The 12,828-nt window shown below is 72.7% G+C and carries 14 protein-coding genes; 9 read left to right on the top strand and 5 right to left on the bottom strand.

All coding sequences use genetic code 11. The features are described from left to right. The first annotated feature begins 47 nt into the window (after positions 1–47). The 3 genes from erm to ACH45N_RS08380 all read left to right on the top strand — a co-directional run bounded on the left by erm (position 48) and on the right by ACH45N_RS08380 (position 2,071). Positions 48–911 (top strand): 23S ribosomal RNA methyltransferase Erm, encoded by an 864-nt coding sequence (erm, locus tag ACH45N_RS08390; RefSeq protein ID WP_397392934.1) that lies wholly within the window; start codon positions 48–50, stop codon positions 909–911. 88 nt (positions 912–999) lie between these two features. Then, a complete protein-coding gene (locus tag ACH45N_RS08385; protein WP_397392933.1) occupies positions 1,000–1,614 on the top strand; it encodes a hypothetical protein in 615 nt (204 codons plus the stop codon). A 64-nt stretch (positions 1,615–1,678) separates the two neighbouring features. After that, entirely contained in the window at positions 1,679–2,071 is a 393-nt protein-coding gene (locus tag ACH45N_RS08380; protein ID WP_397392932.1) for a DUF4345 domain-containing protein, read from the top strand. Positions 2,072–2,246: 175 nt separating this feature from the next. Here the strand turns inward: ACH45N_RS08380 and ACH45N_RS08375 are convergent, their stop codons facing one another. Next, positions 2,247–2,576 carry a nuclear transport factor 2 family protein gene (locus ACH45N_RS08375; RefSeq protein ID WP_397392931.1) on the bottom strand — a complete coding sequence of 110 codons (330 nt, stop codon included), beginning with the start codon at positions 2,574–2,576 and terminating at the stop codon, positions 2,247–2,249. Positions 2,577–2,904: 328 nt separating this feature from the next. On the opposite strand from ACH45N_RS08375, the gene ACH45N_RS08370 reads away from it, so the two are divergent. From ACH45N_RS08370 to epsC, 3 genes are all read left to right on the top strand, one after another. After that, positions 2,905–3,639, top strand: coding sequence for a lytic polysaccharide monooxygenase (locus ACH45N_RS08370; protein ID WP_397392930.1), 735 nt, complete (start codon positions 2,905–2,907; stop codon positions 3,637–3,639). Between the two features lie 471 nt (positions 3,640–4,110). After that, positions 4,111–5,046: a cysteine synthase A gene (gene cysK / locus ACH45N_RS08365; protein WP_397392929.1), complete on the top strand. Its 936-nt coding sequence runs from the start codon at positions 4,111–4,113 to the stop codon at positions 5,044–5,046. After that, positions 5,046–5,642 carry a serine O-acetyltransferase EpsC gene (epsC, locus tag ACH45N_RS08360; RefSeq protein WP_397392928.1) on the top strand — a complete coding sequence of 199 codons (597 nt, stop codon included), beginning with the start codon at positions 5,046–5,048 and terminating at the stop codon, positions 5,640–5,642. Before cysK ends, epsC begins: the two co-directional genes overlap by 1 nt. A gap of 12 nt (positions 5,643–5,654) precedes the next feature. Here the strand turns inward: epsC and ACH45N_RS08355 are convergent, their stop codons facing one another. Further along, the gene (locus tag ACH45N_RS08355; protein WP_397392927.1) at positions 5,655–6,047 is read right to left on the bottom strand and encodes an MmcQ/YjbR family DNA-binding protein; all 393 of its coding nucleotides are present in this window, start codon (positions 6,045–6,047) and stop codon (positions 5,655–5,657) included. A gap of 104 nt (positions 6,048–6,151) precedes the next feature. Between ACH45N_RS08355 and ACH45N_RS08350 the strand changes: the two genes are divergently transcribed. Beyond that, a complete protein-coding gene (locus ACH45N_RS08350; RefSeq protein WP_397392926.1) occupies positions 6,152–7,264 on the top strand; it encodes an LLM class F420-dependent oxidoreductase in 1,113 nt (370 codons plus the stop codon). Positions 7,265–7,337: 73 nt separating this feature from the next. Here the strand turns inward: ACH45N_RS08350 and ACH45N_RS08345 are convergent, their stop codons facing one another. Then, the gene (locus tag ACH45N_RS08345) at positions 7,338–7,841 is read right to left on the bottom strand and encodes an MGMT family protein (protein ID WP_397392925.1); all 504 of its coding nucleotides are present in this window, start codon (positions 7,839–7,841) and stop codon (positions 7,338–7,340) included. Between the two features lie 55 nt (positions 7,842–7,896). Here ACH45N_RS08345 and eis point away from each other — a divergent pair, with 55 nt between their 5' ends. Continuing rightward, positions 7,897–9,213, top strand: a complete 1,317-nt coding sequence (gene eis / locus ACH45N_RS08340) for an enhanced intracellular survival protein Eis (RefSeq protein ID WP_397392924.1) — start codon at positions 7,897–7,899, stop codon at positions 9,211–9,213. Position 9,214: 1 nt separating this feature from the next. On the opposite strand, the gene ACH45N_RS08335 is transcribed toward eis, so the two are convergent. Together ACH45N_RS08335 and ACH45N_RS08330 are read right to left on the bottom strand one after the other, a co-directional pair. Next, positions 9,215–10,270 (bottom strand): Fpg/Nei family DNA glycosylase, encoded by a 1,056-nt coding sequence (locus ACH45N_RS08335; RefSeq protein ID WP_397392923.1) that lies wholly within the window; start codon positions 10,268–10,270, stop codon positions 9,215–9,217. Next, positions 10,263–10,715 (bottom strand): ribose-5-phosphate isomerase, encoded by a 453-nt coding sequence (locus tag ACH45N_RS08330; RefSeq protein ID WP_397392922.1) that lies wholly within the window; start codon positions 10,713–10,715, stop codon positions 10,263–10,265. Before ACH45N_RS08330 ends, ACH45N_RS08335 begins: the two co-directional genes overlap by 8 nt. Before the next feature lie 49 nt (positions 10,716–10,764). Here ACH45N_RS08330 and ACH45N_RS08325 point away from each other — a divergent pair, with 49 nt between their 5' ends. Next, positions 10,765–12,777 carry a M13 family metallopeptidase gene (locus ACH45N_RS08325; RefSeq protein WP_397392921.1) on the top strand — a complete coding sequence of 671 codons (2,013 nt, stop codon included), beginning with the start codon at positions 10,765–10,767 and terminating at the stop codon, positions 12,775–12,777. Positions 12,778–12,828 lie beyond the last annotated feature (51 nt).

Below are 12,828 nucleotides of genomic sequence, written 5' to 3'. Positions count from 1 at the left end.
CGTGCTGCCCGGATTCCTGTCAGCCGACGAATCCTGGAGCACCCACCATGTCGCGCAACCGATCCTCCCGTTCCTCTGCCCGCACGCCGCTGGGCACAACCCTTCGCGCGGACGCCGACACCCGATCCCGGCCGGTCGACCGGCATCCTGGCGGCGCCCACGAGCTCGGCCAGAACCTCCTGGTCGACACGCAGGTGATCGACCGGGTCGTCGCCCTGGTCGCCGACGCCGACCGGCCGCTGGTCGAGTGGGCGGCCGGGCGCGGCGCGCTGACGCTGCCGCTGGCCCGGCTCGGCCGGCCGGTCGAGGCCGTCGAGATCGACCCGCGCTCGGTCGCCAGGCTCGGACGGACCGCCCCGGGCAACGTCACCGTGACGCGGGACGACATCCTGCGCCACGCGCCGCCCTCGGGCGCCTACGACCTCGTGAGCAACGTGCCGTTCCACCTGACCACCCCCGTGCTGCGCCGGCTGTTCACCCTCGGCGGGTGGGAGCGCGCCCTGCTGATCACGCAGTGGGAGGTCGCGCGCAAGCGCGCGGCCGTCGGCGGCACCACGCTCCTGACGGCGCAGTGGTGGCCGTGGTTCACCTTCCGCCTGGACCGGCGCGTCCCTGCCGCAGCCTTCCGGCCCCGTCCGAGCGTCGACGCCGGGCTGCTCGTGGTCGACCGACGGTCTCTGCCGCTGGTGTCCGTGGCCGAACTCGGCCCTTACCAGCGGTTCGCCGCCGCCGTGTTCAACGGCCCCGGCCGGGGTGTCCGTGAGGTGCTGACGCGGTACGGCATCGCGCGGTCCGACGTCGGGCGGTGGGCCCGGGAGCACGGCGTCGGGCCGAACGCGCTGCCCCGCGACCTGGACGCGAGCGCCTGGGTGGGCGCGTACGCGATGAGCGGCCGGCGGAGGTCGCGATGAGCAGGCGGCGGCCGTCGCGATGAGACCCATCACGTGATGCCCAGCGGTTCGCCATGAGTCCGGCATGACGATGCTGTCGAATAGGCGCATGTCGTCGTACGCAGCCGCGCCGCCGAGCGCACCTCGCCGCCCCCGTCGTTGGATCGTCGCCGTCGTCTCCGTGATCGGAGTGCTGGTCGTCCTGGGCGTGGTCGGCGAGGTGCTGCTGCGCGGCATCATCGACGACCGGATCGCGACCGCCGAGGCGGACCTGCCCGCCGGCGTCACCGTGGAGCGCGACGACACGCTCGCACTGGTGCAGGTGGCGACCGGCCGGGCCACGCTGCGCGCGGAGGTCTCCCCGGCGGCACTCACCGACCTGGCCCGCTCGGCCACCGACCTGCCGAACCTCCAGGTCACGCCGCAGTCCGGCAACCTGGTCGCGCAGGTGCCGTTCTCGATCGCGGGCAGCGAGCAGAACGTGGACGTGCTCCTCTCCGTGGCCGCCGAGAACGGCCGAGCGGTGCTGCGCGCGGAGTCCGTGGAGCTCGCCGGGATCTCGCTCCCCCTCGCCACGCTGGCCGACCAGCTCGGCAACGACCAGATCAACCAGCTCGTCGAGGGCGTGGCCTTCCCGGAGGAGGAGGCGAGCGAGGTGACGATCTCGTCCGCGGTGGCGACGGAGGCCGGCCTGGAGCTGGGCGCGGAGGTCGCGATCTGGTGAGGAGCCGCGGGATGTGAACCCGTGGCCCAAGCCTTCCCCGGCGAGACCGTGAGAGGGTGCCCTGATGGGGCGGAGAGCGTTGCTGGTGGTCGTCGCGGTGCTCGGTACGGTTCCCGTGCTGAGCGGTCTCCTCGGGATCGTGATCGGCCCGGGAGCCCTGCCCGGCGGCGGACCGGTGAACGCCACGATCGACAGCGAGTACCGGTTCACCAGCACGTTCTGGCTCGCCGCCGGCCTGCTCGTCTGGTGGAGCCTGCGCCGGCCCGAGCAGCGTGCCGGCGTCACACGGGTGGTCCTCGCGATCGCCGCGCTGGGCGGCGTCGCGCGGCTCGTCTCGATCGCCGCGACCGGCCGGCCGCACCCCGTGTTCGTCGGGGCACTGGTGCTGGAGCTGGTCGTCGTGCCGCTCGTGATCTGGTGGCACGTGCGCACGATCGGCCCCGTGCCGACCGCTTGACCCGCGCCCTGCGTACGGAAGACCGTCGCCGGGCGCACGGGCGGCATCCCATCCTCCGGGCATGACGCAGGAAGAACACCGAGCGGCGACCCAGCAGCCTGCCGATCCTGGACGGCGCCCCGGACTACCTCGACTGGTTGCGCGCCGAGACCAGCCCGCGCTGACCGGCGTCAGCTCAGCTCAGGACGAGGCTCGCGATCTTGCCGCCACGCAGGTCGAACTTGAACGGCCCCGTCCCGTTGAAGCGGTTGCTCGTCACCTTGATCGTGACGGTGTAGGCGTCCGGACCGTCCCCGGGTGCCACGGACACGGGGTCGAAGTGGCTCTTCATCCCGATGTTGTCGGTCTCGTTCCAGCTCCGGACGCCGTCGGGCCCGTGGAACTCGCGCCCCCAGTCGTTCAGGTAGGCGTCGTCGGTGAACGTCGCGACAAAACGTTCGGTGTCACCGGCGTTGGTCGCGTCGATGAACTCCTGGATCGCGGCGGGCAGGTCGGGAGCAGCCATGGAGTGCCTCCTGGGCGGTCGGATGCCCCGACCTTAAGCAGAGCCCCCGCGCTGCGCAGACCGGGTGGGAAGCAGACCGGCGGGAAAGCAGACCGGCGGGGAAAGACACACAGCCGACGGGGTAACGCTGAGGTAGCACTGTTAGCTCAGCGTTACCCCCTCGGCTGCGCAACCATTTCCCCGGAGCCCGTGGCGCAGGCGTCGCAGACATCACGGTCTTAACCGTTTCACCCCGTGGTCTCGCCCGGCCCGGCTCCGGACAGTGGTTCCTGCACGCGCCGTGGCGGGCCCCGCCAGGCGCACCCCGCCCGAGCACCTGGAGGAACCCATGTCCATCCGTGCGCACGCGCGCAGTCTCACGCTGGCCGTCACCGTGGCGCTGGTCGCGCCCTTCGCCATGGTCGCCGTCGTCGCGGCCGACACCGTCACGGCGGCGCCCGCCGCCGCCCACGGCTCGGTGACCGACCCGCCCACCCGCAACTACGGCTGCTTCGAGCGTTGGGGCAGCGACCACCTCAACCCCGAGATGGCCGAGCTCGACCCCATGTGCTGGGGCGCCTGGCAGGCCGACCCCAACGCCATGTGGAACTGGAACGGCCTGTACCGGGAGAACGTCGGCGGCAACCACGAAGCCGTCATCCCCGACGGGCAGCTCTGCTCGGGCGGCCGCACCCAGTCGCCGCGCTACGACTACCTCGACACCCCGGGCGAGTGGGTGGCCAAGGACGTGCCGCAGCAGTTCCACCTCACCCTGACCGACCAGGCCCGGCACGGCGCCGACTACCTGCGCATCTACGTCTCCAAGCCGGGCTTCGACCCGACCACGGAGGCGCTCGGCTGGGACGACCTCGACCTGGTGCAGGAGACCGACCCCTACCCCTCACAGGGCACCTACGAGACCGACGTCGACCTCACCGGGTACAGCGGCCGCGCCGTGCTGTACACGATCTGGCAGGCGTCCCACCTCGACCAGCCGTACTACCTGTGCTCGGACATCAACATCGGCGGAGTGGCGGGCGCGCCGGTGACCTCGGCGTTCCGGCTGGGACAGATCGCCGCCTGATCGCTCACCCGCTTGCTTGCCTCGCCCGTGAGCGGGGCAAGCAAGCGCAAAGTATCGACATGATCGATACCTGAGACAGATCTTGTCTCACAGTGGCTGCCCGCGTAACCTGCACGAGTCGAGCCAGTCGCTCGTCATGTGACACGCAGCCACGCGACCACACGGTCGCCACACGCAGGGAGGACGTCTTGAGCACCGTGCGCTCCGCACTCCCCGACCGTCCCGTCGCCGTCGCCGCACGCCCGATGTGCGAGACAGGCCGCTGCCCCCGAGGCTGTCTGTAGAGCGTCCGCACGCGCCAGACCACGCCGGAACCGTCCGCGTGGCCAGGCCGCCAGCGGCACGCTCCGGCCCCGACACCAGCCCCAGACGCTCGACGCCGGCTCCGAGGCGCGCACCCGCACGACCGGGGCGCCGACGTCGGGCACCGCACGACCCCAGCCAGACCCGCCACCCAGCGAAGGAAGAACAATGGCCCGCATCTACGACGACGCGACCAAGCTCATCGGCAACACACCCCTGGTCAAGCTCAACCGTCTGACCGCCGGCCTCGAGGCGACAGTTCTCGGCAAGCTCGAGTTCTACAACCCCGCCAACTCCGTGAAGGACCGCATCGGCGTGTCCATCATCGACGCCGCCGAGGCGTCCGGCGAGCTCAAGGAGGGCGGCACGATCGTCGAGGGCACCTCGGGCAACACGGGCATCGCCCTCGCCTGGGTGGGCGCGGCCCGCGGTTACAAGGTGGTCCTGGCGATGCCGGAGACCATGTCCAAGGAGCGCCGCGCCCTGCTGCGCGCCTACGGCGCCGAGCTGGTGCTCACGCCGGGTGCCGAGGGCATGAAGGGCGCCGTGGCCGCCGCCGAGAAGATCGCGCAGGAGCGTCCGGGCGCCGTGCTCGCCCGTCAGTTCGCGAACGCCGCCAACCCGGCGATCCACCGCGCCACCACCGCCGAGGAGATCTGGGCGGACACCGACGGTGCCGTCGACATCCTCGTGGCCGGCATCGGCACGGGCGGCACCATCACCGGCGTCGGCCAGGTGCTCAAGGAGCGCAAGCCCGAGGTCAAGGTCATCGCGGTCGAGCCCGAGGAGTCGCCGATCCTGAACGGCGGCCAGCCCGGTCCGCACAAGATCCAGGGCATCGGCGCGAACTTCGTGCCCGACATCCTGGACCGCGAGGTCTACGACGAGGTCATCGACGTCAACCTCGCCACCGCGATCGACGCGGCCCGCCGCGCCGCCACGGAGGAGGGCCTGCTGGTCGGCACCTCGTCCGGCGCCGCGCTCTCGGCCGCCCTGGAGGTCGCGAAGCGCCCGGAGAACGCTGGCAAGACGATCGTCGTGATCATCCCCGACTTCGGCGAGCGCTACCTGTCCACGCCGCTGTTCGAGGGTCTGGTCGACTGATGGCGAAGGGGCGCGGGCTGCTCGGGGTCCTGTCCGAGGACCTCGATGCCGCGCGCGCCCACGACCCGGCCGCCCGGTCGCGCCTGGAGGTCGCGCTCGCCTACCCGGGAGTGCACGCCCTCTGGGCGTACCGGGCGGCGCACCGGCTCTGGCGGGTCCCCGCTCTGCGCCTGCCCGCGCGACTGCTCTCGCAGCTCGCGCGGGCGGCGACCGGGGTCGAGATCCATCCCGGAGCCCGGCTGGGCCAGCGGCTGTTCATCGACCACGGCATGGGTGTGGTGATCGGCGAGACGACGGTGGTGGGCGACGACGTCATGCTCTATCACGGCGTGACGCTCGGCGGCCGGTCGCTCAACCGCGGCAAGCGGCACCCGACGCTCGGGGACCGCGTGACCGTGGGCGCCGGCGCCAAGGTGCTCGGCCCGGTCTGGGTGGGCGACGACGCGCAGATCGGCGCCAACGCCGTCGTCGTCAAGGACGTGCCCGCCGGAGCCGTCGCGGTGGGCATCCCCGCACGCATCCGGGTGCCGAAGGCGCCCGTCGCGGAGCGCTCCCGCAACGAGGACCCGTCGGAGCTCATCGAGTACTCGATCTGAGCGCCGCGCCCGCTAGCGCAGCCAGTCGGCGTGCTGCTCCGCGAGCTTCGGCGGCGCCGTCGCCAACCACGCGTCCACCAGGGCCTCGCGCAGCCCTGCCTCGGCGATGACGTCGAGCTGGATCAGCATCCCGGCGAAACCGTCGAAGTGCGTGATCGTGAAGAACCCCGGCCGGCCCTCGGCCAGGATCGCCTCCTTCTCCCCCAGGTCCTCGACGCGCACGCCGAGGATCGGGCCCTGCGGCACCGGCTCGTCGCCGAACCGCTTGAGGTCGGCCTTGGTGAAGGGGCGCTCCCAGGCGAACGCCCTGGTCCCGACGGACCAGGCGCGGTGGCTGTAGCTCGAGCCCTCCGCCGTCTCGGGCAGCGCGAGGGCGAGCCGGGCGACGTCGTCGTAGGTGGCCACGACTCCACCGTAGCCACAACCGGCCCCGCGCGACCGGTAGGGTGTGGGGCAGTACCTGGGACGCGCCGTCCCAGGTAAGCCGTTCCCACGACGAGGTGAACCCCATGCGCATCGGATTCCAGACCGGTTACTGGTCCCGCAGGCCCCCGAAGGGCATCCAGCAGCTCATCGTTGCCGCCGACAAGCTGGGCCTCGACTCGGTCTGGACCGCGGAGGCCTACGGGTCGGACGCCTTCTCGCCGCTGGCCTGGTGGGGCTCGCGGACCCGGAACGTGCGCCTGGGCACGGGCATCGCCCAGCTCTCCGCCCGCACGCCGACGGCGACGGCCATGCAGGCCCTGACGATGGACCACCTGTCCAAGGGCCGGTTCGTACTGGGGCTCGGCGCCTCCGGGCCGCAGGTCGTCGAGGGCTGGTACGGGCAGCCGTACAAGCGGCCGCTCGCCCGCACGCGCGAGTACGTGGACATCGTGCGGCAGGTCATGCGCCGTGAGGCGCCCGTGACCCACGACGGCTCGTTCTACCAGCTCCCGCTGGCTGCCGAGGCCCCCGGCGCGACGGGGCTCGGCAAGGCCCTCAAGCCGACCGTGCACCCCTTCCGCCCCGAGATCCCGATCGTGCTCGCCGCGCAGGGCCCCAAGAACGTGGCCCTCGCCGCCGAGATCGCCGACGGCTGGATGGCCGGCTTCTACGCGCCGCGCATGGACGACGAGTTCCGCGCGCTGCTCGCCGAGGGCTTCGACGCCCGCTCCCCGGAGCGTTCCGCCGCCGACCGGTTCGAGGTGTGCGCCACGGTGCCCGTCGTCGTGCGGGACGACGTCGAGGCCGCCGCCGACGTGATCCGCCCCCACATCGCCCTGTACGCGGGCGGTATGGGTGCCAAGGAGGCCAACTTCCACAAGCAGTCGCTCGACCGGCTCGGGTACCAGGAGCCGCTCGACAAGGTGCAGGAGCTGTACCTCGCCGGGCGCAAGGAGGAGGCGGCCGCGGCCGTGCCGACGCAGCTCGTGGAAGAGATCGCGCTGGTGGGGCCGATCGACAAGATCCGCCGCGAGCTGCCCACCTGGGAGAAGACCGCGATCACGACCCTGCTCGTCCAGGGCGACCCGGCCTCCATGCTCGGCCTGCTGGCCGCGACGCAGGACACCTCCCTGGCCGGCCGCGCCCGCTCGACGGCGGGCAGCGTCCTCAGCCGCCTCGCCCCCTCCAAGATCTGACCCCGCCCTCTCCGACCGTTGAGTGCTGGGTATCTGCGCTGAATCGACCTTGAACCACGCAGATAGCCAGCACTCAACGGTCGGAGAGCGGTGGGTGTGGCTCCTCGTCCTCCGGGAACCAGACCGCGCGTCTCAGGTGCACGCGGCGGCCGTCCTTCGTGAGCGGGCAGCCCTCGGCCCGCAGCGCGTCGAGGGCCTCGGTCAGGTGGTGCTGGGGCGGCGACCCGGCCGCGTTCACCACGCGCCACCAGGGCACGCGGTCGCCGTCCGACGCCGGTGAGCCGGCGCCGTCCGATCCCTCGCCGTCCGATCCCTCGCCGTCCGCCCCGCCGTCGTCCGGGACCAGGTGCGCGTACCTGCTCCCCGAGCCGGCCAGGACGCTCCCGACCTGGCGCGGGCCGCCACGGCCGAGCTCCTCGCCGACGATCTCCGCGATCAGGCCGTACGTCATCGCGCGGCCGGACGGGATACGCCGGACCACGTCGAGCACGGCGGCGGCGTACTCCTCGACGTCGGTGAGCGGGGTTCCGGGCGGCGGCTGGGTCACGCAGGCGATCGTAGACGGGGACACCGACACCGCACGCCGTCCGACCGGCAGTTTTTCACTTGCCGACGGGTGCGACGATCGACGCATGGCACTTCCCCAGATCGCCCTGCCGGCGGGCTACCGCTGGCGCACGCTGACCTCCGACGACCAGCGCCTCGTGACCGAGCTCGACACCTGGGCCTTCCCGACGGGGCACGCCCACGACGACCTCGACGCCACCCCGTCCCCGCTGACCTGGGACCGTGCCGTGGCCATCGAGGCGGACGGCGTGGACGGCCTGGTGGCCCTGCACGCGTCGTACCCGTTCGGGCACTTCCCCGTGCCGGGCGCCGAGCTGCCGACGGCGGGCCTGACCTGGGTGGGCGTGCACCCGCAGCACCGCCGCCGCGGCCTGCTGACGGCGATGATCGACCTGCACCTGGCGCGGTCGGCCGAGCGGGGCGAGCCGCTCAGCGCCCTCTTCGCCGCGGAGGCCGCGATCTACGGCCGGTTCGGCTACGGCCACGCGGCCGACGACCTGCGCCTCGACGTCCCGCGCGGCGCAGCCCTGCGCGACGTGCCCGGCGCGGAGCGGCACACGGTCCGCGTCGAGGTGGCCTCCCGCGAGCGCCACGGCGAGCTCGTCGACCGCCTGCACCGCGCCGCCGGTGCCGCGCCGTCCGGGGAGCCGGGCATCAACCGGCCCGGCTGGGTCACGCGCGAGACCGAGGAGCTGCAGGCCGTCCTCTGGGACGACGCCCCCATCCATCGCGGCGGCCGCGAGTCGCGCCGCATCATCGTCGTCGAGCTCGACGGCGAGCCCCGCGGCTACGTGACGTTCCGCCGCAACCTCTCCTGGGAGCCCACCGGCCCGCGCGGTCAGGTCAGCGCCGGCGAGGTCGTGGCGGTCGACGCCGCCGCGGCCCGGGCCCTCTGGGGCGCGCTGCTGGACCTCGACCTGACCAACGAGGTCAGCCCGTTCGTCCTCCCCGTGGACGACGTGATCACGCAGCTCCTGGTCAACCTGCGCGCCGCGGCGCCGCGCACCCCGGACAACCTGTGGGTACGGCTGGTCGACGTGCCCGCGGCGCTGGCGGGGCGGCAGTACGCGGCTGACGTCGACGTGACACTCGCCGTGACCGACTCCCGCCTCCCGGCGAACGCCGGGGTGTACCGGCTCCAGGCCGAGGCGTTCGGGCCGGCGGCGGTGGAGCGGGTCGACCCGGAGTTCGAGGCGCCCGAGCTGTCGCTCGACGTCCGCGAGCTCGGCGCGGCCTACCTCGGGGGCAAGTCGCTCGCGACGCTGGCGGCGGCGGGTCTTGTCACCGTGCACCAGCGCCCCGGTCAGCGCCCCGGCGTGCTGGCGCGGGCGAGCACAGCGTTCGGCTGGCCGGTCGCGCCGGGCGCGTCCTGGGTGTTCTGAGTCAGGTCTGGCAGACGCCGCACCAGAACAGGTTGCGGCCCGCCAGCTCCTTGACCAGCACGGGCGACCCGCACACCCGGCAGGGCAGCCCGTCGCGGTGGTACACGTAGAAGGCCTGGTCGGAGGGCACGGCGTCGGGCGAGCCGTCGGTGTTCTGCCGGGTCTGGCCGCGTCCGGGCGCGGGGACCGGCTCGGCACCGCCCTCCGCCACGGTCCCGGCACCCCGGTCCGCCGGCCGCGTCGTGACGATCGCCCCGTGGTCGGCGCCGTCGCGCATGAGGACGACGAGGTCGTCCCAGATCGCGCGGACGGTCGCGGCGGGCACGTCGCGCCCCGGGCGCAGCGGGTCGACGCCGGCGCGGAACAGCACCTCGGCGCGGTAGATGTTGCCGACACCCGCGACGACGGCCTGGTCCATGAGCTGCTGCCCGATCGTCACCCGCGACCGGCCGACAGCGGCCACGAAGGCGTCGGCGTCGCCGTCGTCCCGGATGGGGTCGGGGCCCAGCCGGGCCTCGACGACCCGCTTCTCGTCGGTGGTGATCACCTCGCACGCCGTCGGACCGGTGAGGTCGGCGACGGCGTGCACGCCGAGCAGGCGCACGCGCACCTGCCCGCGCGGCTCGGGCACCTCCCACACGTCGGACGACGGCGGGGCGGACGTCGGCACCGAGTCCCGCTCCCCGATCCGCCGCCGGGGTGCACCGATCGCGTGCGCGACCTCGGGCGCGTCCGGGGCGCCCGCGAACGTCCACGCGCCGTACAGCCCGAGGTGCGTGCGCAGCCACAGCGTGTCGGACGCTGAGCTCACCCCGCGGACCTGTGCGTCCGACACGTCGGCGGGCAGGCCGGCCGCGGCGTCAGCCGGCGCGTCGGCCGGCGCGAAGCCCAGGAAGAGCTGCTTGCCCCACGCCTCGCTCGCGACCAGACGACGGCCGTCGAGCACGCCCGCGCCGTCCGCGAACCGCCCCTGCGGGCTGCTCACCCGCAGGCCCTGCCCCGCGAACAAGGTGTCGAACGTCCGCGCGAGGCGGTGGACGGTGTGCCCCTCAGGCACGCTTGCTCTCGTAGTCGGCGAGCTGGTCGATGCGGCGCTGGTGCCGCGGGTCGCCGCTGAACGGCTCGGCCACGAAGGCCTCGACGAACGACGTCGCCTCCTCCACGGAGTGCATGCGCCCGCCGACGGCGATCACGTTCGCGTCGTTGTGCTGGCGGCCGAGCTTCGCCGTCTCCAGCGACCAGGCCAGCACGGCCCGGACCCCGGTCACCTTGTTGGCGGCGATCTGCTCTCCGTTGCCAGATCCGCCGATCACGATGCCGAGCGAGCCGGGCTCGGCCACGACGGCCTCACCGGCGGAGAGGCAGAAGGACGGGTAGTCGTCCTGGGGGTCGAGCTCGTGGGCACCGTGGTCGACGACCTCGTGCCCGGCCGCGGTGAGATGGCCCACCAGGTGCTGCTTGAGGTCGTACCCGGCGTGGTCGGCGGCGATGTGGAGACGCATGGCCCCATCTTCCCTCATGCGCGGGGTCCACGTTGCGTACGCTGGCGCAATGACCACCGACGCCACGGGACTCACGTCGGGGATCGACCTCGACGCGCTCGATCCCGCAACCCGACCGCAGGACGACCTGTACCGCCACGTCAACGGGAGGTGGATCGACAGTCACGAGATCCCCGCCGACCGCGCGATGGACGGGGCGTTCCGCGCTCTCTACGACCAGGCCGAGGTGCACGTCCGGGAGATCATCCAGGACGCGCCCACCGGCTCCACGATCGGCGACCTGTACGCCAGCTTCATGGACACCGAGCGCATCGCCGAGCTCGGCACGACACCCCTGGACGAGGACTTCGCCCTGATCAAGAACGCCGGGGACGCCGCCGCGCTGACCCGCGCGCTCGGCGCGCTCCAGCGCACGGGCGGCACGGCCGGCGTGCGCTTCTGGGTGGACAACGACGCGACCGACCCCGAGAAGTACGTCGTCTACCTGCGGCAGTCGGGGCTCGGCCTGCCCGACGAGGCGTACTACCGCGAGGAGCAGTACGCGGAGCTGCGCGCGAAGTACGTGCCGCACGTGGCCCGGATGCTGGGCTTCGCCCCGGTCGAGGAGACGTGGGGCATCTCGCCGCAGGACGCGGCCCAGCGTGTGTACGACGTCGAGAAGCAGCTCGCCGGCCACCACTGGGACGTGGTGCGCGACCGCGACGCGACGCTCACCTACAACCCGATGACGCTGGCCGCGCTCGTCGAGTCCGCCCCGGGCTTCGACTGGGTGGCCTGGGCCGAGGCGCTGGGCGTGCCGGCCGGGTCGTTCGACGACATCGTGGTGCGCGAGCCCGACTTCGCGACCGGGTTCGCCGCCCTCTGGAGCGAGCTGTCGCCGCTGGACTGGCAGCTCTGGATGACGTACCACGTGGTCAGCGCCCGGGCGCCGTACCTCACCGACGAGATCGTCGAGGCCAACTTCGACTTCTACGGCCGCACGCTCACCGGCGCGCAGGAGGTCCGCGAGCGCTGGAAGCGCGGCGTGGCCCTGGTCGAGGGCGCGCTCGGCGAGGTCGTCGGCGCGGAGTACGTCGCCCGGCACTTCCCGCCGTCGAACAAGGAGCGGATGGACCGCCTCGTGGAGGCGCTGGTCGCCGCGTACCGGGAGTCGATCCAGGGCCTGGACTGGATGACCGACGAGACCAAGGCGAAGGCGCTGACCAAGCTGGAGAAGTTCACCCCGAAGGTGGGCTACCCGGTGCGCTGGCGCGACTACTCGGGTCTGGAGGTGGACGCCACCGACGTGGTCGGCAACGTGCGCCGGTCCAACGCGTTCGACCAGGACTACGAGCTGGCCAAGATCGGCAAGCCGCTGGACCGCGACGAGTGGTTCATGACGCCGCAGACCGTCAACGCCTACTACAACCCGGGCATGAACGAGATCGTGTTCCCCGCGGCGATCCTGCAGCCGCCGTTCTTCGACCCCGAGGCCGACGACGCCGTGAACTTCGGCGGCATCGGCGGCGTCATCGGGCACGAGATCGGCCACGGGTTCGACGACCAGGGCTCCAAGTACGACGGCGACGGCCGCCTCGAGGACTGGTGGACCGACACCGACCGCGCCGAGTTCGAGAAGCGCACGAGCGCGCTCATCGCGCAGTACGACGCGTTCCGTCCGGCGCAGCTGGCTGCGGGTGCCGCGGCCGAGGGCGCGGAGGGCGAAGGCTCCGAGGGTCACGTCAACGGCAGCCTGACGATCGGCGAGAACATCGGCGACCTGGGCGGGCTCTCGATCGCGATCAAGGCCTACCGGATCGCGCTCGGCAAGCCGCTGGAGGAGGCGCCCGTCGTGGACGGGCTCACCGCCCTGGAGCGGATCTTCCTCGGCTGGGCGCAGGTCTGGCAGTCCAAGGGCCGCGACGAGGAGGTGCTCCGCCGCCTCGCGACGGACCCGCACTCCCCCAACGAGTTCCGCTGCAACGGCGTGGTGAGCAACGTGGACGAGTTCTACGCGACCTACGACGTGCAGCCGGGTGACGCGCTGTACCTGGCCCCGGAGGACCGGGTCCGCATCTGGTAGTCGCCCCTCATCCTCACCTTTGAGGCCCGGGTTTCTTCGCTTTGAGCTGGC

The sequence above is a fragment of the Promicromonospora sp. NPDC019610 genome, assembly GCF_044389365.1.
In the GTDB taxonomy this organism is placed as follows: domain Bacteria; phylum Actinomycetota; class Actinomycetes; order Actinomycetales; family Cellulomonadaceae; genus Promicromonospora.
The sequence above is the reverse complement of the archived record's forward strand: the minus strand, read 5'-3'. Positions and strand labels throughout refer to the sequence as shown.

Bases quoted from the DNA above. Each gene is read 5' to 3' on its own strand.
- erm (WP_397392934.1), top strand. From the start codon at position 48: ATGTCGCGCAACCGATCCTCCCGTTCCTCTGCCCGCACGCCGCTGGGC.
- ACH45N_RS08385 (WP_397392933.1), top strand. From the start codon at position 1,000: ATGTCGTCGTACGCAGCCGCGCCGCCGAGCGCACCTCGCCGCCCCCGT.
- ACH45N_RS08380 (WP_397392932.1), top strand. From the start codon at position 1,679: ATGGGGCGGAGAGCGTTGCTGGTGGTCGTCGCGGTGCTCGGTACGGTT.
- ACH45N_RS08375 (WP_397392931.1), bottom strand. From the start codon at position 2,576: ATGGCTGCTCCCGACCTGCCCGCCGCGATCCAGGAGTTCATCGACGCG.
- ACH45N_RS08370 (WP_397392930.1), top strand. From the start codon at position 2,905: ATGTCCATCCGTGCGCACGCGCGCAGTCTCACGCTGGCCGTCACCGTG.
- cysK (WP_397392929.1), top strand. From the start codon at position 4,111: ATGGCCCGCATCTACGACGACGCGACCAAGCTCATCGGCAACACACCC.
- epsC (WP_397392928.1), top strand. From the start codon at position 5,046: ATGGCGAAGGGGCGCGGGCTGCTCGGGGTCCTGTCCGAGGACCTCGAT.
- ACH45N_RS08350 (WP_397392926.1), top strand. From the start codon at position 6,152: ATGCGCATCGGATTCCAGACCGGTTACTGGTCCCGCAGGCCCCCGAAG.
- eis (WP_397392924.1), top strand. From the start codon at position 7,897: ATGGCACTTCCCCAGATCGCCCTGCCGGCGGGCTACCGCTGGCGCACG.
- ACH45N_RS08330 (WP_397392922.1), bottom strand. From the start codon at position 10,715: ATGCGTCTCCACATCGCCGCCGACCACGCCGGGTACGACCTCAAGCAG.
- ACH45N_RS08325 (WP_397392921.1), top strand. From the start codon at position 10,765: ATGACCACCGACGCCACGGGACTCACGTCGGGGATCGACCTCGACGCG.